Consider the following 19,437-nt stretch of genomic DNA (forward strand, 5'->3'; position numbering starts at 1 on the left):
GGATCAGTAATCGATGCCGCGCCGCGCCTTCACGCCCGCGTTGAAAGCATGGCGAACCTCCTGCATTTCGGTGACGGTATCCGCCATGCCGATCAGCTCGCGGTGAGCGCTGCGCCCGGTGATGATCACCGTCTGCTCCGGCGGACGGTTTTCGAGCGCGCGTTTGACTCGCTCGATGTCGAGATAGCCGAACTTGAGCATGTAGGTGATCTCGTCGAGCACCACCAGGTAGGTCTCGGGGTCCGCGAGCATGCGCTCGGCGTCCTGCCATACCGCCAGACACGCCTGCGTGTCGGCCTCGCGGTCCTGGGTCTCCCAAGTGAAGCCGGTGGCCATGACCACGACCTCGAGATTGGGGTCGTCCTCGAGCCGGTTGCGCTCGCCGCACTCCCAGAGGCCCTTGATGAACTGCACCACGCCCACCTTGTAGCCGTAGCCGAGCGAGCGGGTCACCGTGCCCCAGGCGGCGGTGGTCTTGCCCTTGCCGTTGCCGGTGTTGACCAGCAGCAGCCCACGCTCCTGGTCGGCGCGGGCGACCTTTTCGTCGACGTGGGTCTTGAGTCTCTCCATCGACGCCTTGTGGCGGCTGTCACGATCGCTCATGAACGTTTCCTTGTGTTGAAAAACTTCAAGGTTAAGGGATGACGCCAGGCGTTTGCACGCCCGGGGCGAACCGGATTAGCCGAGGCGGCCTGGCTGCTCTAGAATGGCAGCCTGACTCTCGTTAAGGAAAACCCATGCCGTCATTCGATATCGTCTCCGAATTCGACCGTCACGAAGCCGCCAACGCCGTGGATCAGGCCAATCGCGAGGTCGGCACGCGCTTTGATTTCAAGGGGGTGGACGCAAGCTTCGCCCTCGAAGGAGAAACCGTGGCCCTGGAGGCCGAGGTGGACTTCCAGCTCAAGCAGATGCTTGAGGTGCTGCGTGGCCGGCTGATCGCCCGCGGCATCGATGCACGCTGCATGGAGGTCAAGGACCCGGAACTTTCCGGGGTCAAGGCGCGCCAGAGCGTGGTACTGCGCCAGGGGCTCGACGCCGCCCAGACCAAGGACATCGTCAAGCGCATCAAGGCGAGCAAGCTCAAGGTGCAGGCGCAGATCCAGGGCGAGAAGGTGCGCGTTACCGGCAAGAAACGTGACGATCTGCAAAGCGTCATGGCGCTTCTGCGCGGCGAGGAAGGCCCGGACCTGCCGCTGCAGTTCGACAACTTCCGCGATTGATCACTCGTCCCCGGGCCTTGAAACGCCGGGGACCGCCTCGTCTATACTGATCGTTTCACGTCACCGCGTTCGATGGAAAACTGTTCGATGGAAAAGGAGCCATGCATGTCCGATCCGCAGCCGGTCTATCTAAGCGACTACCAGCCGCCCGATTACCTCGTGACCCATACCGAGCTGACGTTTGATCTCGACCCCACCGCTACCCGCGTGAAGGCCCGCCTGCACATCGAGCGCAACCCCGCCGCCGCCCTGAGTGCCCCACTGGTGCTCGATGGCGAGAACCTGACGCTCGTGTCGCTCGGCCTCGACGGCACCGCGCTCGAGGAGCGCGACTACGTCGTGAGCGACACCACGCTTCGCATCGAGCATGTGCCCGAGCGCTTCTGCCTCGAAAGCGAGGTCGAGATCGACCCGAACAGCAATACCGCCCTGGAAGGGCTCTACCGCTCCAGCGGCATGTACTGCACCCAGTGCGAGGCCGAGGGCTTTCGTCGCATCACCTACTATCCGGACCGCCCGGACGTGATGGCGACCTTCAAGGTGACGGTGATCGGCGATCCGGCCCGTGAGCCGGTGCTGCTCGCCAACGGTAACCGGGTAGAGCAGGGCGAGCGTGACGGACGCCACTTCGCGGTGTGGGAAGATCCGCACCCCAAGCCCTGTTACCTTTTTGCCCTGGTGGCGGGCGATCTCTGCAAGACGAGTGACCGCTTCACCACCCAGAGCGGGCGCGAAGTGGCGCTCGAGATTTGGGTGGAAGAGGAGAACCTGGACAAGACTGGCCACGCCATGGCCTCGCTCAAGCGCGCGATGGCCTGGGACGAGACGACCTACGGGCGCGAGTACGATCTCGACCTGTTCATGATCGTGGCGGTCAACGACTTCAACATGGGCGCGATGGAGAACAAGGGGTTGAACATCTTCAACTCCGCAGCGGTGTTGACCCATCCCGACACCGCCACCGACGCCGCCTTCCAGAACGTCGAGGGCATCGTTGCCCACGAGTACTTTCATAACTGGTCCGGCAACCGGGTGACCTGCCGCGACTGGTTCCAGCTCTCTTTGAAGGAGGGCTTCACCGTCTTTCGCGACCAGTGCTTCTCGGCGGACACCAACTCCGCGCCGGTCAAACGCATTCAGGACGTGTCGTTCTTTCGCACCGCCCAGTTCGCCGAGGATGCCGGCCCCACGGCGCACCCGGTACGCCCGGATCACTACATCGAGATCACCAACTTCTACACCCTGACCATCTACGAAAAGGGCGCGGAAGTGGTACGCATGCTGTGCAACCTGATCGGCTGGGAAGCGTTTCGCCGCGGCGCGGATCGCTACTTCGAGCGCTTCGATGGCTGCGCTGCCACCATCGAGGATTTCGTCGGCTGCATGGAGGACGCCTCCGGCGAGCGCCTCGATCAGTTCATGCGCTGGTACTCTCAGGCGGGCACGCCGGAGGTCGATGCCTTCGGCGAATACGATTACGTGCACGGCGAGTACCGCCTGACCCTTCGCCAGCGCACGCCGGCAACGCCGGGCCAGAACGAGAAGCTGCCGCTGCACGTTCCCGTGCGCCTGGGGCTCGTCGGCACCAAATCCGGCCAGGATCTGACCCTGACCCTCGACGGCGAGTCGCTCGGCAAGGAGGGCGTCATTCATCTGCGCCAGGCGGAGCAGACCTTCGTGTTCGAGAACGTCGCCGAGGCGCCGGTGCCCTCGCTCTTGCGCGGCTTTTCCGCGCCCGTGCTGCTCCACTACCCCTATTCGCGTGAAGAGCTCGCCTTTCTGCTGACCCACGACAGTGACGGTTTCAACCGCTGGGACGCCGGGCAGCGCCTCTCCATGCTGGCGTTGGACGACTTGATCGCCGCTCACCGCAACGGCGTGGAGAAGGTCATGGATACCCGGGTCGTCGAGGCGTTTCGCACGCTGCTCGATGGTGAGGTGAGCGACAAGGCGGTGCTTGCCGAGATGCTCACGCTGCCGACGGAAGCCTACATCGCCGAGCAGCAGCGCATCGTCGACGTGGACGCCATCCACGCCGCCCGCGAGTTCATGCGCCAGTCACTGGCCGTGGCCCTGCGTGACGAGTTCATCGCCACCTACGAGGCCAATGCAAGCGATGAGCCCTACGCGCCCACGCCGGAGCAGATTGCCACGCGCAGTCTCAAGAACGTGGCGCTGGCTTACCTGATGGCCATCGAGGACGCCAAGGGTCTTGAGCTGTGCCAGGCACAGTTCGCTGCAGGGCGCAACATGACCGATGTGCGCCAGGCCTTGACGCTGTTGGTGCACAGCGATCGCCAGGATCTGGCGGCGCCGGCGCTCAAGACCTTCGGCGAAAAGTGGGCACACGACTCGCTGGTGATGGATCAGTGGTTCACGGTGCAGGTCACAAGGCCTCAGCCGGACGTGCTCGAGCGCGTCGAATATCTGATGGACCATCCGGCGTTTTCGATCAAGAATCCCAACAAGGTGCGCGCGCTGATCGGCGCGTTCACCCAGAACCGGGTGAACTTCCATCGCCTGGACGGCCAGGGCTACCGACTGCTCGCCGACGTGGTGATCGAACTCAACCGCCTGAATCCGGAGATCGCCGCGCGGCTGATCACGCCGTTGACACGCTGGCAGCGTTTCGACGAGAGCCGTCAGGCTCTGATGCGCCAGGAGCTTGCGCGTATCAAGAAGGAGCCGCTGTCGTCCAACGTCTACGAAGTGGTGGAGAAAGCGCTGGCCTGAAGGTGCCTATAACCCAAGGAAAGGAATACGTCGGTGAGCGACTCACGAAAGCGTTATTTGCTGATTGTCAACGGAAAGTCCTCCAGCAATCCGGAGCTGCGCGAAGCGGTGCAGAGCGCTCGTGACCGGGGTTTCACGATCACCGTGCGAGCCACCTGGGAAGGTGGGGACGCGGCGGAGTTCGCCGAAAAGGCGTTCAGCGAAGGCTTCACCCACGTGATCGCCTGCGGTGGCGATGGCACGGTGAACGAAGTGGTTAACGGCCTGATGCGCGTGGCTCACGACCAGCGTGCAGCGCTGGGTATCGTGCCGCTGGGCAGCGCCAACGACTTCGCGACCTCGGTAGGCTTGCCGCTTGCGCCGGGTGCCGCGCTCGAGGCGGCGCTGGAGCTCCGAGCGCACCCGATCGACGTGGTGCGCCTGACGGCCGAATCCGGCGATGAGCAAGCCATCAGCTACTACGTCAACATGACCACCGGTGGCTTCGGCGCCGAGGTCACCTCTTCCACCCCCAAGATGCTCAAGCGCATGCTGGGCGGCGGGGCGTACTCCCTGATGGGGGCACTCAAGGCATGGCGCCACAAGAGCTATCGCGGCACCCTGCACTGGCAGGAGCGCGAAGAAAGTGCTTCGCTCTTGCTGCTGGCGCTGGGCAACGGCCGCCAGTCCGGGGGGGGGCAGGTGCTGGCGCCGCGCGCCAAGCTCGACGATGGGCGACTCGACGTGCTGCTGGTCAAGGATTTCTCATCGGTATGGGAGCTTCCCACGCTGGTGGGCGAGCTGCAGGATTTTCCCAGTGAAGGACGCTACGTCCACTACTTCACCGCGCCGAAGCTGACCGTGACCACCCGGCCTGACGACGAGCCCTGGCCCTTGACCCTGGATGGCGAGCCGCGTCGCCACGAGCGCTTCACCGTCGAGGTGGTGCCGCTGGCGCTTGGCGTGCTGCTGCCCGAAGAGTGCGCGCTGCTGTCCGCCAACGACCGCCATTGAGCGCAAGCATGATCGATCGACCATGTCGATCAAGAGACAAACGAAGGAGCGAGTGATGACAAACCGTGTATGGATACCCCTGCTGGCGAGCTTGGCACTCGTGCTGAGCGCTTGCAGCGAGCCCGAGGAGGACCCGAACGTCGACCTCGGCGAGCAGGAGAGTTCGGTGGCCGATGACGAGGTGATCCAGAACGAGCAGGCGCCTGCCGCCGCCGAGAACGCCGCCGACATGCCGGAGCCCGCCGAGATCGAGGATGACGTCGAGGCGCGTCAGGCCGCAGAAGAGTTGGAACAGGCCGAGGCGCTGGACGCGCAGAACGCCGAGAGCGAGCCGATGACGGGCGAGGAGGTCCAGGCCGATGAGGAGACGCTGGCCGCCGACCCCGAAGAGGCGCTCAGCGAAGAAAGCGCCATGCCCGGCGAAACCACTCGTTCCGATGTGGACGACGTGATCGCCGAGACCGAGCGGCGATTCGAGGAGGCCCAGCGTCAGCTCGACCAGCAGTTCCAGGAGGTCGAGCGCCAGAGCGACGAGCTCGATCCCGTGGAGTCCACGCAGTTCTCCGACGACTGGGAGGTGGAAAGCAGCTTGCCGGAAAGCGCCCGCCGCGAACCCCAGGGCGGAGCGCTCGACGTCGATGAGCTGATCGAGGACACCGAACGGCGCTTCGAGCAGGCCCAGCGGCGCCTCGACGAGCAGTTTCAGGAGCTTGAGCGCGAATCCAGCCAGGCAGGCGATAATGCCGTTCTCGAGCCCAATAGCACCGTTTCGGAGTCCGCCTCTTCGCAGGCGCAGGACGCTGATGCAGCAAGCGAGACGACCGCTACCGGCGTTGTGCGCACGCTCGACGACGAGGCATCAGGCGCGTCCGGGCAAGAGCAAGGTCAGGCGCAGGAAGATGCGTCAAGCGCAGGCGACACCCGTGAGCGCTCGAGCATCGAACCCTAGGCGCGCAGGCAATAAAAAGGCCCGCATGTGCGGGCCTTTGTTTCGCGAGCCGATCAGGCGACGCGAATGTTTGACGCCTGAAGGCCTTTCTTGCCTTGCGTTACTTCAAAGGTGACTTTCTGACCATCCTGCAGGGTCTTGAAGCCTTCAGCCTGAATCTCTGAGAAGTGCGCAAAAAGGTCGTCGCCGCCGTCATCGGGTGAGATGAAGCCGTAACCTTTGGTGTCGTTGAACCACTTGACGGTACCAGTTGCCATCTTTCGTATCCTTAACGTGCTTAGGTAATAGGCGGACAACCTCGTGTTTGCCCACAAATTCACTGTAGAAGCAAAAAAAGTGATCGTCCAGTGACGAACTCACGATTCCTTTAAACGCAACGAGCCTCTTTCGATGAGCCAGATGACCCTGTTCGACGCGCAGTTCGTGCCCTTCGTGATCGCCATCACGCTGCTCTCCATCTCTCCGGGCGTGGACACGCTTCTGGTGATCCGCAATACCGCGCGAGGCGGAGTGCGCGACGGCGTGGCCACCAGCGTTGCGATCTGCTGCGGGCTGTTCGTGCACGCTACGGTGTCGGCTCTCGGCATCTCCTTGATCCTGTTGCAGTCCGCCTTCGCCTTCAACCTGCTCAAGCTGGCAGGCGCCGGCTATCTGGTCTGGCTCGGCGTGACGAGCCTGTTGGCCGCGCGACGAGGGACGGCGCTGCCAGTGGGTGAAGCTCGCGTGGCCGGGGCTCGCGTGGGGCTCTTTCAGCCGATCAAGGAGGGACTTCTCTCCAATGTGCTCAACCCCAAGACGGTGGTGTTCTACATGGCGTTTCTGCCCCAGTTCATTGCCCCGGGTGAGCCGGTGCTGTTGAAGTCTCTATGGCTTGCCGGGGTGCATTTCGTGATCGCCAACCTGTGGCAGATCGGCGTGGTGCTGATGGTGGGCGGGACGAGTCGCTTTCTGGCAAGCCCGCGCTTTGCACGGGTGCTCAACGCCGCGACGGGTACGGTGCTGGTGGGGCTTGGCTTGCGTCTGGCGCTGGAGCAGCGCCCGGGATGACCGGGCGCTTGTCGGGGGTCAGCGCAGCGCGAGCAGGGCGCGGTCATAGCGTACCTGCTGCTCGTTGTCGCTGAGCAGCGTCACGCCCTGGCTGTCGCCACCGTTGGCCAGGCTTTCGAAGATCACCCGGTAGCTCAACACCGCCTGGACGTAGTCGCGGGTCTCGCGAAACGGGATGCTCTCGACGAACAGGTCGAACGCCTCTACGCCGCGACCGTCGCCCAGCCATTGATCCACCCGGCCGGGGCCGGCGTTGTAGGCTGCCGTTGCCGCCAGGCGATTGCCCTGGTAGCGGTTAAGCTTGTCGCGCAGGTAGGTGCTGCCCAGACGAATGTTGAGCTCCGGATCGAGTACGCCGTAGGGTCCCGGGTCGCTCAGGCCGAGCTGACGGCTGACCAGCGCGGCGGTGCCGGGCATCAGTTGCATCAGCCCTCGCGCACCGGCAGGCGAGAGTGCCACCGGGTTGTAGGCGCTCTCGCGCCGGGTGATGGCCATCAGAAGATACGGGTCCACTCCGGTCTGCTCGCCCCAGCGCAGGAAGCTTTCGCGGTAGGCGGGCGGGAAGCGCCAGTCCAGCGCGTCCCACATTTCGCCTGCGATGGTGGTCTGCACCAGCAGCGGGTACCACTGGCGGTGAGCGGCGTAGTCCGCCAGCGCCCGCGCCTGGGCCGGTGAGGACGTGCGCACGGCGTAGAGCCATTCGCTGTTGGCGAGACCCTCCTCGCCGATCCGCATCAGCGCCTCGGTGCGCTGTACGGTGGCAAGCGCTGCGGTGTGTTCGCGCGAGGCGTCGTCGAAATGGTTGCGCTCGTTGTTGAGCCGGTAGGGCACGCCGAGGCGTTCGGCGGCGGCGAAACCGTAGAAGCTGCGATCCAGCGCCGCCTCACGGTAGCGCGCCTCGGCGGCGCCGTGGTTGCCGAGCTGTTCGTTGGCCCGGGCAAGCCAGTACTGCCAGCGGCTATTGCTTTGCTGGCTGGCAGGCATCTGGGCAATCCAGTTAAGCACCTCCGACCACTGGCGATCCTCCAGCGCCCGGCGTACGCGAAGCTCGAGCACCCGCTCGCTGTCGAGCCCCGGCAGCACGCTGTCCACCCAGGCAAGCGTGCCCGGCACGCTGCGCACCAGGGCATAGAAGGCAAGCTCCTCCTCGATCACGCGGCGCTCGTCGGCTGTCAGCGACAGGCGCGGCGCGATGCTTTGCCAGGCAGAAAGTGCTGCCGGCGTGTTCTCGCGCGTGTAGCGCTGCAAGGCGGCCTGGTAGAACGCAGCACTCGCCGCGCACTCGGGGCCGAGGCAGGCGGGCGCCTGGGTGACCGCGGAAAGGTTGCCCTCGATGCGCTCGACGGTCTCCTCGGCGGTCTGCCACTGGCCACTCAGAAGCCCACCGAGATAGCTTGAAAGCCCTGTCTCGCCGGCCTGCCAGGCCAGCATCTTGCGCTCCCATACGGCGCGGTCGTCGATGGTGCCATCCGCGCGCAGCCGGTTGAACAGGCTGTCGCAGGCGTTGGGCTGCGAGCCGCCGGTCAGCCAGAGCTCGCGTCCCGCCGCGCGGGCCTCGAGCGGCGAGCGGTCGAGCAGAGCACTGTAGTAGTAGCACTGGCGCGCGGTGCCGTCCGGCACGCCGTCGGCCACGGCGAGCAGATCATCAAAACGGCCGGCGTAGCCGTAGTTGGCGATCGCCTGGCCGCGTATCCACTCCGAGAGCGGCGAGTCGCGGTAGCGGTCGATGAACGCCTGGATGCGCTGAGCGGGAACGTTCGGGAGCTGGCCGCGCAGGCGATGGTACTCCACGTAGCCCCCCAGCACGTGATCGTTGACCACGCGCTCGTCAACGCGCTGCCACTGCTGGTCGCGGGCGGCTTGAAGGGCATCGCGCATCTGGGCGTCGGTGGCCGCCCCCGCGTGGCTGGACAGACCGACGATCGCCGCGGCGCATAGCGCGCGAAGGCGAAAACGAACTCGCAAAACCGGCATGGCTTCCTCTCTTGCCTGGTGAGCTGACTGCTGAAATAAGAGTAAAACGATGGAATAGGGGTGAAGCGACTATAGTGGACTATAACGACAAACGCCGCGCGCACAATCCCTCTCTAGGCGATCTGCCTCGCCTCGATATCTCGATGCCACTCATTTGCTTGAAATCTTTCGGCCTAGCCCCATATTGACTGCACACGAGACACTGCGCCTTTTTAGAGCGCATCGGATATCCAGTGATTGGCAATTGAGGGCTACGCATGAGCACCGCCACCCACGAAGAGACGCTTGGTTTTCAAACAGAAGTCAAGCAGCTTCTCAACCTGATGATCAACTCCCTGTACTCCAACCGGGAAATCTTCCTGCGCGAGCTGATCTCCAACGCCGCCGACGCCTGCGACAAGCTGCGCTACGCTGCCCTCGACAACGACGCGCTGTATGAAGGCGACAGCGACCTGCGCATCGAGATCGAGCACGACGCCAGCGCCAACACGGTGACGCTGCGCGACAACGGCATCGGGATGAACCGCGAGGATGTGATTGCCAACCTGGGCACCATCGCCCGCTCCGGCACCGCCGAGTTCATGCAGCAACTCACCGGCGAGCAGCAGAAGGACGCCAAGCTGATCGGCCAGTTCGGCGTCGGTTTCTACTCCGGCTTCATCGTTGCCGACGAAGTCACCGTGCGCACCCGCAAGGCTGGCACCAGCGCTCAGGAAGGCGTCGAGTGGCGCTCCAGGGGCGAGGGCGAGTTCAGCGTCGCCGACATCGAGCGCGACAAGCACGGCACCGAGATCATCCTTCACCTCAAGGACGACGCCAAGGAGTTCGCCGACGAGTACCGCCTGCAGGGGCTCGTTCGCAAGTACTCGGATCACATCGAAGTGCCGGTGCGCATGCCGAAGATCGAGACTGCCAAGGACGATGATGGCAACGAGATCGAAGGCAGCGAAGTCACTACCTGGGAGACCATCAATGAGGCCACCGCCCTGTGGGTGCGGCCGAAGTCCGAGGTCTCGGACGACGAATACAAGGCGTTCTACAAGCACGTTGCCCACGACTTCAGTGACCCGCTGACCTGGAGCCACAACAAGGTCGAGGGCAAGCTCGAGTACACGAGCCTTCTCTACGTGCCCGGCCGGGCGCCCTTCGACATGTTCGAGCGCGATGGCGCGCGCGGCGTGAAGCTCTACGTGCAACGCGTGTTCATCATGGACGACGCCGAACAGTTCCTGCCGCTCTATCTGCGCTTCATCAAGGGCGTGCTCGACACGCGCGATCTGTCGCTCAACGTCTCGCGCGAGATTCTCCAGCAGGACCCGAAGGTCGAGAAGATCAAGGGCGCGCTCACCAAGCGGGCGCTGGACATGCTCAAGAAGCTCTCCAAGGACGACGAGCAGTACAAGACGTTCTGGAGCACCTTCGGAAGCGTTCTGAAGGAAGGCCCCGGCGAAGACCCGGCCAACCGCGAGAAGATCGGCGAGCTCTTGCGCTTTGCGTCCACCCATACCGATACCGCCGCCCAGGAGCAGTCGCTGGCCGGTTACATCGAGCGCATGAAGGAAGGCCAGCAGAAGATCTACTACGTGGTGGCGGACAGCTTCAACGCGGCGAAGAACAGCCCCCACCTGGAGATCTTCCGCAAGAAGGGCATCGAGGTACTGCTGCTGTCCGATCGCATCGATGAATGGCTGATGACCCATCTCACCGAGTTCGACGGCAAGACGTTCGCTGACGTGGCCAAGGGTGAACTCGATCTTGGCGATGTCGAGAACGAAGAGGAGAAGAAGGCCCAGGAGGAGACCGCCAAGGCCAAGGAAGAGCTGGTCAAGCGCGTGAAGGAGGCGCTCGGTGACGGTGTTCAGGAAGTGAAGATTACCCACCGCCTGACCGACTCGCCCGCCTGCGTGGTGCTGCCCGAGCACGAGATGGGCTACCAGATGCGCCGCATCATGGAGGCCGCCGGCCAGCCGCTGCCGGAGGTGAAGCCGATCCTCGAGCTTAACCCGGAACACGCGCTGGTCGATCGCCTGGAGGCGAGCGACGACGACGCTTTCGGCCAGCTGGCGCACATCCTGCTTGACCAGGCAATCATCGCCGAAGGCGGCCATCTGGACGACCCGGCGGCCTACGTCAAGCGGCTCAATAGCGTGCTGACCGCCTGAACGTGATGCGTTGACAACACGGCCCGCCGGCTTGCCGGCGGGCTGTTTTCGTTGGCGAGCGTCAAAACCGCCGGTGGCGCCCTCGTGCGCCACGCCATTGATGGTAAAGTAGCCGCCATCGTCCAGAGACTCAGGAAAACACCATGGCCTTGGAGCAGAGCAACGTCGCCGTTCTCGGTGGAGGGAGCTTCGGTACCGCGCTTGCCAGCATCGCCGCCGATAACGGCGCGACGGTGCGTCAATGGATGCGCGACCACGCGCTGGTGGAGCAGATCAATCGGGAGCGGCGAAACGGCCGCTACCTGCCGGACTACGCGATCAACGAACGTGTCGAGGCCACCACCGATATCCGCCACGCGGTGGAGGGGGCGGCCATCGTGCTGGTGGCGATTCCCTCGAAGGCGTTTCGCCAGGTGGTCGAGCAGGCAAAGCCCTGGCTTTCGCCGGAGCAAATCCTGGTCAGCACCACCAAGGGCATCGAGCAGGAGGGCTTTCTGCTCATGAGCCAGGTGCTCGAGGAAATCACCGGATTTGACCATATCGGCGTGATCGCCGGTCCCAACCTCGCCTCCGAGATCGCCGACAAGCAGCTCACCGCCACGGTGATCGCCAGCGCCGATCCTGGTACCCGTACCCGGGTGCAGAAGGCGCTGGGGTGCAGCTACTTTCGCGTCTACGCCAGCGATGACCGCCACGGGGTGGAGCTTGGCGGGGCGCTCAAGAACATCTACGCCATCTCCGCCGGCATGGCGGCCGCACTCGGCATGGGCGAGAACACCCGAAGCATGCTGATGACTCGGGCGCTGGCCGAGATGGGCCGCTTCGCCGTCGCCCAGGGCGCCAACCCGATGACCTTTCTAGGACTGGCCGGCGTGGGGGACTTGATCGTCACCTGCTCGTCGAAGCTTTCGCGCAACTACCGGGTCGGCTACGCCATGGGCGAGGGGCGAAGCCTCGACGAGGCCGTCGAGGCCCTCGGCCAGGTGGCGGAAGGGGTCAATACCGTCCGGCTCGTGTGCGACAAGGCAAGAGAGATGAACGTCTACATGCCGCTTGCCGAAGGCTTGAAAAGGGTGCTGTTCGAAGGCGTGGCCGCCAAGGAGATGGCCGGGCTCTTGATGGCGGGCGAGCAGAGCAGCGACGTCGAGTTCGTGCTGCCCCGGGAGGCGGTCCTCGAGGCGCACCGCGGCGAAAAGGTGCGCCATGACTAGCGCATCAAGACTTGTGATCATGCGCCACGGTGAAGCCGGCCCCGGCCGGGTGGACGCGGCGCGTGCCCTGACATCGCGCGGCGAGCGCGAAGCATCGCGCATGGGCGCGTGGCTCGCCAACGACTACCGGCACACGCTGCTTGCGCTCTACGCAAGCCCCTTCGTACGCGCCCAGCAGACCGCGACGCTGGTCGGTCAGGCGCTGGGACAGCCGGTGCGTACCCTCGAGGGCATCACGCCGGACGATGACCCGCAGGCGGTATGCGACTGGCTGCTCGAGCAACAGGAGGGCTGCATCGTGCTGGTCAGCCACATGCCGCTGGTGGGGATGCTGACCGGACGGCTGGTGGAGGGGGCGCGAAGCCCGGGGGTGGGGTTTGCGACCGCGGCGGTCGCCGAGCTCGACGGCGACGTTTGGGCTGCCGGCTGCGCTCGGCTGGTGCGCTTCACCGAGCCTTCCATGCTGGGATAGAAAAAGGGTCGCCGCCCGTCTGGCGGGCGGCGAGGGGGCTAGAGCAGGGCGTCGAGTTTCTGCTTCAACAGCCCGTTGACCTGCTGCGGGTTGGCGGTACCGCGTGAGGCCTTCATCACCTGGCCGACGAAGTAGCCGATCATCTTGCCGCGCTTGTCCGGCTCCGCGTCGCGGTACTGGGCGACCTGGGCAGGGCTTTCGGCGATCACCTGGTCGATCATCGCCTCGATGGCACCGCTGTCGGTCACCTGCTTCAGGCCCTTGGACTCGATCACCTCGTCGGCGCTGCCGCCCTGGCCGTTCCACAGCGCCTGGAAGACTTCCTTGGCGGCCTTGCCATTGATGGTGCCGTCGACCACGCGCTCGATCAGTCCGCCAAGCTGCTGGGCGGAGACCGGGCTCTGGTGAATGGCGAGGTTTTCGCGGTTCAAGGCCCCGGAAAGCTCGCCCTGCACCCAGTTGGCGGCCTGCTTGGCATCGCCGCACACCTGGTACGCCTCTTCGAAGAACTCCGCCATCTCGCGACTTGTCGCGAGCACGTTGGCGTCATAGGCCGAAAGCCCGAGCTCGTTCTGGAAGCGCGCGCGCTTGTCCGCCGGCAGCTCTGGCAGAAGGGTCTTCAGATGGTCGAGGTAGGCCTGGTCGAGCACCACCGGCAGAAGGTCCGGGCAGGGGAAGTAGCGGTAGTCGTTGGCTTCTTCCTTGGTGCGCATGCTGCGCGTCTCATCGCGTTCCGGGTCGAACAGGCGCGTCTCCTGAACTACCTTGCCGCCATCCTCGATCAGCTCGATCTGGCGCTCGACCTCGAAGGCGATGGCGCGCTCGACGAAGCGAAACGAGTTGACGTTCTTGATCTCGGCGCGGGTGCCGAAGGCATCCGCTCCCTTGGGGCGCACCGAGACGTTGACGTCGCAGCGCATCGAGCCTTCTGCCATGTTACCGTCGGAAATGCCCAGATAGGTGACGATCGAGTGGATCGCCTTCAAGTAAGCCGCGGCTTCCTTGGCGCTGCGCATGTCCGGTTCGGAGACGATCTCCAGGAGCGGGGTGCCGGCACGGTTGAGATCGATGCCGGTCATGCCCTGAAAGTCCTCGTGCAGCGACTTGCCGGCGTCCTCCTCCAGGTGGGCGTGGTGGATGCGGATGCGCTTGGTGACGTCGTCATCCAGAGTGATCTCCACCTCGCCGGCGCCGACGATCGGGTGATACATCTGGCTGGTCTGGTAGCCCTTGGGCAGGTCCGGGTAGAAGTAGTTCTTGCGATCGAACACCGAGACTTCCGGGATTTCGGCGTGTACCGCGAGGCCGAACTGCACCGCCATCGCCACCGCCTGCTCGTTGAGCACGGGCAAGCTGCCGGGCAGGCCCAGGTCCACTGCGCTTGCCTGGGTATTGGGTTCGCTTCCGAAGGCGGTCGACGATCCGGAGAAGATCTTCGAGCGGGTAGCGAGCTGAACGTGGACCTCGAGCCCAATTACGGTTTCCCATTGCATCAGGCGTTCTCCTCGGCGAGTGCGGGAAGGTGACGGTGCCAATCAGTGGCTTGCTGGAACTGGTGGGCAACGTTCAGAAGCTGCGCCTCGGCGAAGTGGGTGCCGAGGATCTGCAGGCCCACCGGGCGGCCATGGGCAAAGCCTGCCGGCACGCTGATGCCGGGAATGCCCGCGAGGTTCACGGCGATGGTGTAGATGTCCTGCAGGTACATCGATACCGGGTCCTTCTTGGCGCCCAGGTTGAACGCGGTGGTGGGGGCTGCTGGGCCCATCAGCACGTCAACGTCCTCGAAGGCATCCAGGAAATCCTGGCGAATCAGGCGGCGCACCTTCTGCGCCTTGATGTAGTAGGCATCGAAGAAGCCTTCCGAGAGCGTATGGGTGCCGATCAGGATGCGTCGCTTGACCTCCTCGCCGAAGCCCTCCTGGCGCGTGCGGGTGTAGAGATCGATCAGGTCCTTGGGGTCTTCGCAGCGGTGGCCGAAGCGCACGCCATCGAAGCGCGACAGGTTCGACGAGGCCTCCGCCGGGGCGATGACGTAGTAGGCGGGGATGGCGTAGTGGGTATGCGGCAGGCTGACCTCGCGCACGGTGGCACCCAGCGACTCGTACACCCTGACCGCCTCGCGCACGGCGCGCTCGACGTCGGCATCGAGGCCGTCACCGAAATACTCCTTGGGCAGACCGATCTTGAGCCCGGACAGCGGTGCATCGAGGTTCTCGGTGTAGTCCGGCACGCCTCGGGCGGCGCTGGTGGAGTCACGCACGTCGTGGCCGGCGATGACGTTCATCAGGTGCGCGCAGTCGGAGGCCGAGCGCGCCATGGGACCGGCCTGGTCGAGACTCGAGGCGTAGGCGATCATCCCGTAACGCGAGACGCGTCCGTAGGTGGGCTTGAGCCCGGTGATGCCGCAGAACGCCGCCGGCTGGCGGATCGAGCCGCCGGTGTCGGTACCCAGTGCGGCCGGCACCAGTCCCGCCGCCACTGCGGCGGCACTGCCGCCGGAGCTTCCGCCGGGAACGGCTTTCAGATCCCAGGGGTTCTTCACCGGGCCATAGTGGCTGTTCTCGTTGGAGGAGCCCATGGCGAACTCGTCCATGTTGGTCTTGCCCAGGCTCACGGTATGCGCGGCCTCGAGCTTCTCCACCACGGTGGCGTCGTAAGGGGCGACGAAGTTGTCGAGCATCTTCGAGCCGCAGCTGGTCTTAACGCTCTGGGTACAGAAGATGTCCTTGAGCGCCAGCGGGATGCCGGCGAGCGCGTGGGCGTGGCCATCAGCGCGAGCCTTGTCGGCGGCCTCGGCGGCGTTGAGCGCGCGCTCGGCGGTCACGCTGATGAAGCTGTTGAGCTTGTCATCGAGGCGTTCGATGCGCTGCAGGTAGTGCGCGGTGATCTCGCGGCTCGAGAGCTCGCCGCTTTTCAGGGCGGCGGCCAGCTGGGTGACGGTTTGATCATGCATGACCCAAAAGCTCCGTTCGGGACGAATGTAAAAAAGCCAGGAAGGACGGTGCGCGCATCGCTTATTCGACCACGCGGGGCACGAGGTAGAGCCCCTCCTCGGTGGCCGGCGCACAGCGCTGGTACTGCTCGCGCCGGTCGGTTTCGGTGACCTCGTCGGCACGCAGGCGCTGGGTGGCATCGAGCGGGTGGGCCAGAGGAGCGACGTTATCGGTATTGACCTGTTGAAGCTGGTCGACCATCTCCAGGATCCGGCTCAAGTCGTCCACGAAACGGTTGGCCTGGTCGTCGCTGATGGCGAGTCGGGCCAGGTGGGCGGCCCGGCGCACATGGGATTCTTCAAGCGCCATGATCAAGGTATCCTCGCAAGCGTAAGGGAACGTATGTCGTAACGAGCGGTATACATACGGTCATCTTGAATTCGTCTGACGGGGCAGACGTGGAAAATAGCCGCAAAAGGTACCATACAATGGCCGCCGCGGGCAGGGGAGCGACTCGCGCTTGCTGCCGGCGGGTTGCGGTGATACCGTTTGCATCCGCACAGGGTTCCCGGTCTGCACTAGGTAACAACATCCATGTTCAAACGCTTGAGGGGGCTGTTTTCCAGCGATCTGTCGATCGACTTGGGTACGGCCAACACACTGATTTATGTTCGCGGTCGCGGTATCGTTCTCGACGAGCCTTCCGTGGTCGCCATTCGCCAGTCCGGCAACATGCGAAGCGTCGCCTCGGTCGGCGCCGATGCCAAGCGCATGCTCGGCCGCACCCCCGGCAACATCACGGCGATCCGGCCGATGAAGGATGGCGTCATCGCCGACTTCACCGTCACCGAGCAGATGCTCCAGCACTTCATCCGCAAGGTACACCAGAGCACGTTCCTGACGCCCAGCCCGCGCGTGCTGGTGTGCGTACCCTGCATGTCTACCCAGGTCGAGCGTCGTGCCATTCGTGAATCCGCCGAAGGGGCGGGTGCGCGAGAAGTCTTTCTGATCGAGGAGCCCATGGCGGCGGCGATCGGCGCGGGACTGCCGGTCGAGGAAGCTCAGGGGTCGATGGTCGTCGACATCGGCGGGGGCACCACCGAGATCGCCATCATCTCGCTCAACGGCGTGGTCTACTCCGAATCCATCCGCGTTGGCGGCGACCGCTTCGACGAGGCGATCACCGCCTACGTGCGTCGTCACTACGGAAGCCTCATTGGTGAAGCCACCGCTGAGCGCATCAAGGAAGAGATCGGCTGCGCCTACCCCGGTGGCGAACTCAGAGAGATCGACGTGCGCGGGCGCAACCTGGCAGAAGGCATCCCGCGAAGCTTCACGCTCAACTCCCACGAGATCCTCGAAGCGCTCCAGGAGACGCTCGGCTCGATCGTTGCCGCGGTCAAGAGCGCACTCGAGCAGTCACCTCCGGAGCTTGCTTCGGACATCGCCGAGCGTGGCCTGGTGCTGACCGGCGGCGGGGCGCTCTTGCGCGATCTGGACAAGCTGATCGCCGAGGAGACCGGACTTCCCGTGATCGTCGCGGAAGATCCGCTGACCTGTGTGGCGCGCGGCGGCGGCAAGGCACTCGAAATGATCGACCAGCATACCTTCGAGCTGCTTTCCAGCGACTGATCCTGGCGGTTTGCTGCGGGGGAATTGCCTATTAAACCGCTCTTTTCGCATGGCCCCTTGCCGGGCTATCGACTCTTCTTTTGCGTGCTGGTGGCGAGTGCCTTGATGTTCGTCGACCAGCGCTTTACCCGTATGGAAGACGTGCGTGCCCATATGACCATGGTGGTGGCGCCGATCCAGTGGGTCGTCAGCCTGCCGAGCGATCTGCTCAACTGGGGGGCGCTGGTGTTCTCGGACCAGCAGGCCCTGGTGGACGAGAATCGCCGCCTGCGCGAACAGATCCTGACGCTCTCCCACCGTGGCCAGCGCCTGGCGAACCTGACCGCCGAGAACGCCCAGCTGCGCGAGCTGCTCGATGCCGCCGAGCGCCACGACATTCCCTTCATGTCCGCGGAGTTACTGTCGCTCGACAACGACCCGTTCAGCCATCAGATGGTGGTGGATCGCGGGCACCGCAACGGAGCCTACGTCGGCCAGCCGGTGATCGATGCCTTTGGCCTCGTCGGCCAGGTCACGGCGGTATCGGCCTATTCGAGCCGGGTGCTGCTGATGGCGGATGCCAGCCACGCCTTGCCGGTGCAGATCAATCGTAACGGGTTGCGCTTCATCGTCCAGGGTACCGGGCGCTACGACAGCGTGAGTGTGCTGCATGTGCCGGACACCGCCGACATTCGTGAAGGCGATCTCCTGACCACCTCGGGCCTTGCCGGGCGGTTCCCGCCGGGCTACCCGGTAGCGCGGGTCACTGAGGTCTATCACGATCCGGGTCAGCCCTTCGCGCGCGTCAGCGCCGAACCCACCGCGCAGCTCACCCGCTCGCGCCACTTCCTGCTGCTCTTCCCGCCCGCCATCGAAGCGCAGGGAACGCCGCTCTGGAACAACGCCATGTCGATTTCCGCCGCCGCGATCCATGCCGCCGAGCGCCTGGCCGACGAAGCGCCGGCATCGCTTCAGGAGGTGCCCTGATGCCCAAGGCGCCGGTGATTCCACTGCTGTTCATCTGGCTGAGCCTGGTGCTGGCGCTGTGCCTGCAGGTGATGCCGCTGGCCGATGGCTGGCAGATGTACCGCCCGGACTGGATCGGCCTGATGCTGATCTACTGGTGCATGCGCGTACCCGACCGGGTCGGCGTGTTCCACGGCTTCGTGATCGGGCTTCTGATCGACCTGATCGACGGCAGCGTACTGGGTCAGCACGCGCTGGTGTTCTCGCTGCTGGCCTTTCTGTGCGCGCTGGTCTATCCCCGTTTTCGCGCCTACTCGCTGGTTCAGCAGGCGGTGCTGGTGCTGGTGCTGCTGGGGTTGATCCAGCTCATCGAGCAGTGGCTGCGCGTGCTCACTGGCGTGTTCTCCATTCACCTGTCGTTTTTGATTCCTGCGCTGATCAGCGCGCTGCTGTGGCCCTGGCTTGCCACCATGCTGGTGGCGCTCGAGCGTCGCGCGGCGCGAACCTGATGACCATGGCCGCCAAGGATGACGCCGGCATGCGAAAGCAAGGTCCGAACGGACAACCCTCTCCCGTGCTCTGCCTGGCGTCCGCCTCACCAAGGCGTCGTGCGCTGCTGAATTCGATCGGCGTGGCGGTCGAGGTCGTCGCCACGAACGTCGATGAAACGCCGCTGCCCGGCGAGTGTGCCGCGGCCTACGTTGAGCGCCTGGCGCGCGCCAAGGCAAGTGCCGCCCTTGGGCACACGGCGCTTCCGGTGCTGGGTTCGGACACTGCCGTGGTGCTCGACGGGCGCATTCTCGGCAAGCCCGTCGACGAGGCCGACGCTCACGCGATGCTCGCGGCGCTCTCCGGGCGTAGCCATGAGGTGCTGACCGGGGTGGCCGTGATCGGCCCGCGCGGCGTCTGCGCCTGCGTGGTCACCACCACGGTCCACATGCGGATGGTCGAGGGCGACGAGATCCGCAGCTACTGGCGAACCGGCGAACCCCAGGACAAGGCCGGCGGCTACGCGATCCAAGGGCTGGCGTCGGTGTTCGTCGAACAGATCCACGGCAGCCACTCGGCGGTGGTGGGGTTGCCTCTGTTCGAAACGGCGCAGCTACTTTCCAAGCAGGGTGTGTCCGTTTGGTCGGCTCGCCTGTAAAGTAGCGTCAATACGG

18 protein-coding genes are annotated in these 19,437 nt (G+C 64.7%); 12 read left to right on the forward strand and 6 right to left on the reverse strand.

Translation table 11 applies throughout. From position 1 onward, the window contains the following. Positions 1–3: 3 nt before the first annotated feature. The gene (cobO, locus tag GEV37_RS11220; RefSeq protein ID WP_227390343.1) at positions 4–603 is read right to left on the reverse strand and encodes a cob(I)yrinic acid a,c-diamide adenosyltransferase; all 600 of its coding nucleotides are present in this window, start codon (positions 601–603) and stop codon (positions 4–6) included. Positions 604–737: 134 nt separating this feature from the next. Here cobO and GEV37_RS11225 point away from each other — a divergent pair, with 134 nt between their 5' ends. The 4 genes from GEV37_RS11225 (at position 738) to GEV37_RS11240 (ending at position 5,898) form a co-directional block, all read left to right on the forward strand. Beyond that, positions 738–1,223 (forward strand): YajQ family cyclic di-GMP-binding protein, encoded by a 486-nt coding sequence (locus tag GEV37_RS11225; RefSeq protein ID WP_227390344.1) that lies wholly within the window; start codon positions 738–740, stop codon positions 1,221–1,223. 105 nt (positions 1,224–1,328) lie between these two features. Further along, positions 1,329–3,956 (forward strand): aminopeptidase N, encoded by a 2,628-nt coding sequence (gene pepN / locus GEV37_RS11230; protein WP_227390345.1) that lies wholly within the window; start codon positions 1,329–1,331, stop codon positions 3,954–3,956. Between the two features lie 33 nt (positions 3,957–3,989). Then, positions 3,990–4,949: a lipid kinase YegS gene (gene yegS, locus GEV37_RS11235; protein WP_227390346.1), complete on the forward strand. Its 960-nt coding sequence runs from the start codon at positions 3,990–3,992 to the stop codon at positions 4,947–4,949. Positions 4,950–5,004: 55 nt separating this feature from the next. Then, positions 5,005–5,898 (forward strand): hypothetical protein, encoded by an 894-nt coding sequence (locus GEV37_RS11240; protein WP_227390347.1) that lies wholly within the window; start codon positions 5,005–5,007, stop codon positions 5,896–5,898. A 53-nt stretch (positions 5,899–5,951) separates the two neighbouring features. Here GEV37_RS11240 and GEV37_RS11245 read toward each other — a convergent pair whose 3' ends face one another. After that, positions 5,952–6,155, reverse strand: a complete 204-nt coding sequence (locus GEV37_RS11245; RefSeq protein ID WP_227390348.1) for a cold-shock protein — start codon at positions 6,153–6,155, stop codon at positions 5,952–5,954. Positions 6,156–6,288: 133 nt separating this feature from the next. Between GEV37_RS11245 and GEV37_RS11250 the strand changes: the two genes are divergently transcribed. After that, positions 6,289–6,945, forward strand: a complete 657-nt coding sequence (locus GEV37_RS11250; protein WP_227390349.1) for a LysE family translocator — start codon at positions 6,289–6,291, stop codon at positions 6,943–6,945. 18 nt (positions 6,946–6,963) lie between these two features. On the opposite strand, the gene GEV37_RS11255 is transcribed toward GEV37_RS11250, so the two are convergent. Next, positions 6,964–8,919 carry a transglycosylase SLT domain-containing protein gene (locus GEV37_RS11255; RefSeq protein ID WP_227390350.1) on the reverse strand — a complete coding sequence of 652 codons (1,956 nt, stop codon included), beginning with the start codon at positions 8,917–8,919 and terminating at the stop codon, positions 6,964–6,966. A gap of 257 nt (positions 8,920–9,176) precedes the next feature. Between GEV37_RS11255 and htpG the strand changes: the two genes are divergently transcribed. The 3 genes from htpG to sixA all read left to right on the forward strand — a co-directional run bounded on the left by htpG (position 9,177) and on the right by sixA (position 12,764). Then, positions 9,177–11,081 (forward strand): molecular chaperone HtpG, encoded by a 1,905-nt coding sequence (htpG, locus tag GEV37_RS11260; RefSeq protein WP_227390351.1) that lies wholly within the window; start codon positions 9,177–9,179, stop codon positions 11,079–11,081. Positions 11,082–11,224: 143 nt separating this feature from the next. Further along, a complete protein-coding gene (locus tag GEV37_RS11265; RefSeq protein ID WP_227390352.1) occupies positions 11,225–12,292 on the forward strand; it encodes an NAD(P)H-dependent glycerol-3-phosphate dehydrogenase in 1,068 nt (355 codons plus the stop codon). Then, on the forward strand, positions 12,285–12,764 hold the full coding sequence (gene sixA / locus GEV37_RS11270; protein ID WP_227390353.1) for a phosphohistidine phosphatase SixA: 480 nt from the start codon (positions 12,285–12,287) through the stop codon (positions 12,762–12,764). Before GEV37_RS11265 ends, sixA begins: the two co-directional genes overlap by 8 nt. 38 nt (positions 12,765–12,802) lie before the next feature. Here the strand turns inward: sixA and gatB are convergent, their stop codons facing one another. From gatB to gatC, 3 genes are all read right to left on the reverse strand, one after another. Further along, entirely contained in the window at positions 12,803–14,257 is a 1,455-nt protein-coding gene (gatB, locus tag GEV37_RS11275) for an Asp-tRNA(Asn)/Glu-tRNA(Gln) amidotransferase subunit GatB (protein WP_227390354.1), read from the reverse strand. Further along, positions 14,257–15,717, reverse strand: a complete 1,461-nt coding sequence (gene gatA / locus GEV37_RS11280) for an Asp-tRNA(Asn)/Glu-tRNA(Gln) amidotransferase subunit GatA (RefSeq protein WP_227390355.1) — start codon at positions 15,715–15,717, stop codon at positions 14,257–14,259. Before gatA ends, gatB begins: the two co-directional genes overlap by 1 nt. A gap of 61 nt (positions 15,718–15,778) precedes the next feature. Then, positions 15,779–16,066: an Asp-tRNA(Asn)/Glu-tRNA(Gln) amidotransferase subunit GatC gene (gene gatC, locus GEV37_RS11285; protein WP_227390356.1), complete on the reverse strand. Its 288-nt coding sequence runs from the start codon at positions 16,064–16,066 to the stop codon at positions 15,779–15,781. 225 nt (positions 16,067–16,291) lie between these two features. Between gatC and GEV37_RS11290 the strand changes: the two genes are divergently transcribed. Genes GEV37_RS11290 through GEV37_RS11305 form a run of 4 tightly spaced genes read left to right on the forward strand, consistent with a single transcriptional unit; the run spans position 16,292 to position 19,421 of the window. After that, on the forward strand, positions 16,292–17,329 hold the full coding sequence (locus tag GEV37_RS11290) for a rod shape-determining protein (protein ID WP_018915723.1): 1,038 nt from the start codon (positions 16,292–16,294) through the stop codon (positions 17,327–17,329). A gap of 24 nt (positions 17,330–17,353) precedes the next feature. After that, on the forward strand, positions 17,354–18,295 hold the full coding sequence (mreC, locus tag GEV37_RS11295) for a rod shape-determining protein MreC (protein ID WP_227390357.1): 942 nt from the start codon (positions 17,354–17,356) through the stop codon (positions 18,293–18,295). After that, the gene (mreD, locus tag GEV37_RS11300; protein WP_227390358.1) at positions 18,295–18,783 is read left to right on the forward strand and encodes a rod shape-determining protein MreD; all 489 of its coding nucleotides are present in this window, start codon (positions 18,295–18,297) and stop codon (positions 18,781–18,783) included. Before mreC ends, mreD begins: the two co-directional genes overlap by 1 nt. 29 nt (positions 18,784–18,812) lie before the next feature. Then, the gene (locus GEV37_RS11305; protein ID WP_227390359.1) at positions 18,813–19,421 is read left to right on the forward strand and encodes a Maf family protein; all 609 of its coding nucleotides are present in this window, start codon (positions 18,813–18,815) and stop codon (positions 19,419–19,421) included. The last annotated feature ends 16 nt before the right edge of the window (positions 19,422–19,437 follow it).

This window comes from Vreelandella malpeensis (genome assembly GCF_020622355.1).
Classification (GTDB): domain Bacteria; phylum Pseudomonadota; class Gammaproteobacteria; order Pseudomonadales; family Halomonadaceae; genus Vreelandella; species Vreelandella malpeensis.

What these genes read in the sequence shown, in the direction of transcription:
- cobO (WP_227390343.1), bottom strand. Translation starts at nt 603, where the DNA reads ATGAGCGATCGTGACAGCCGCCACAAGGCGTCGATGGAGAGACTCAAG.
- GEV37_RS11225 (WP_227390344.1), top strand. Translation starts at nt 738, where the DNA reads ATGCCGTCATTCGATATCGTCTCCGAATTCGACCGTCACGAAGCCGCC.
- pepN (WP_227390345.1), top strand. Translation starts at nt 1,329, where the DNA reads ATGTCCGATCCGCAGCCGGTCTATCTAAGCGACTACCAGCCGCCCGAT.
- GEV37_RS11240 (WP_227390347.1), top strand. Translation starts at nt 5,005, where the DNA reads ATGACAAACCGTGTATGGATACCCCTGCTGGCGAGCTTGGCACTCGTG.
- GEV37_RS11245 (WP_227390348.1), bottom strand. Translation starts at nt 6,155, where the DNA reads ATGGCAACTGGTACCGTCAAGTGGTTCAACGACACCAAAGGTTACGGC.
- GEV37_RS11250 (WP_227390349.1), top strand. Translation starts at nt 6,289, where the DNA reads ATGAGCCAGATGACCCTGTTCGACGCGCAGTTCGTGCCCTTCGTGATC.
- GEV37_RS11255 (WP_227390350.1), bottom strand. Translation starts at nt 8,919, where the DNA reads ATGCCGGTTTTGCGAGTTCGTTTTCGCCTTCGCGCGCTATGCGCCGCG.
- htpG (WP_227390351.1), top strand. Translation starts at nt 9,177, where the DNA reads ATGAGCACCGCCACCCACGAAGAGACGCTTGGTTTTCAAACAGAAGTC.
- GEV37_RS11265 (WP_227390352.1), top strand. Translation starts at nt 11,225, where the DNA reads ATGGCCTTGGAGCAGAGCAACGTCGCCGTTCTCGGTGGAGGGAGCTTC.
- sixA (WP_227390353.1), top strand. Translation starts at nt 12,285, where the DNA reads ATGACTAGCGCATCAAGACTTGTGATCATGCGCCACGGTGAAGCCGGC.
- gatB (WP_227390354.1), bottom strand. Translation starts at nt 14,257, where the DNA reads ATGCAATGGGAAACCGTAATTGGGCTCGAGGTCCACGTTCAGCTCGCT.
- gatA (WP_227390355.1), bottom strand. Translation starts at nt 15,717, where the DNA reads ATGCATGATCAAACCGTCACCCAGCTGGCCGCCGCCCTGAAAAGCGGC.
- gatC (WP_227390356.1), bottom strand. Translation starts at nt 16,066, where the DNA reads ATGGCGCTTGAAGAATCCCATGTGCGCCGGGCCGCCCACCTGGCCCGA.
- GEV37_RS11290 (WP_018915723.1), top strand. Translation starts at nt 16,292, where the DNA reads ATGTTCAAACGCTTGAGGGGGCTGTTTTCCAGCGATCTGTCGATCGAC.
- mreD (WP_227390358.1), top strand. Translation starts at nt 18,295, where the DNA reads ATGCCCAAGGCGCCGGTGATTCCACTGCTGTTCATCTGGCTGAGCCTG.
- GEV37_RS11305 (WP_227390359.1), top strand. Translation starts at nt 18,813, where the DNA reads ATGCGAAAGCAAGGTCCGAACGGACAACCCTCTCCCGTGCTCTGCCTG.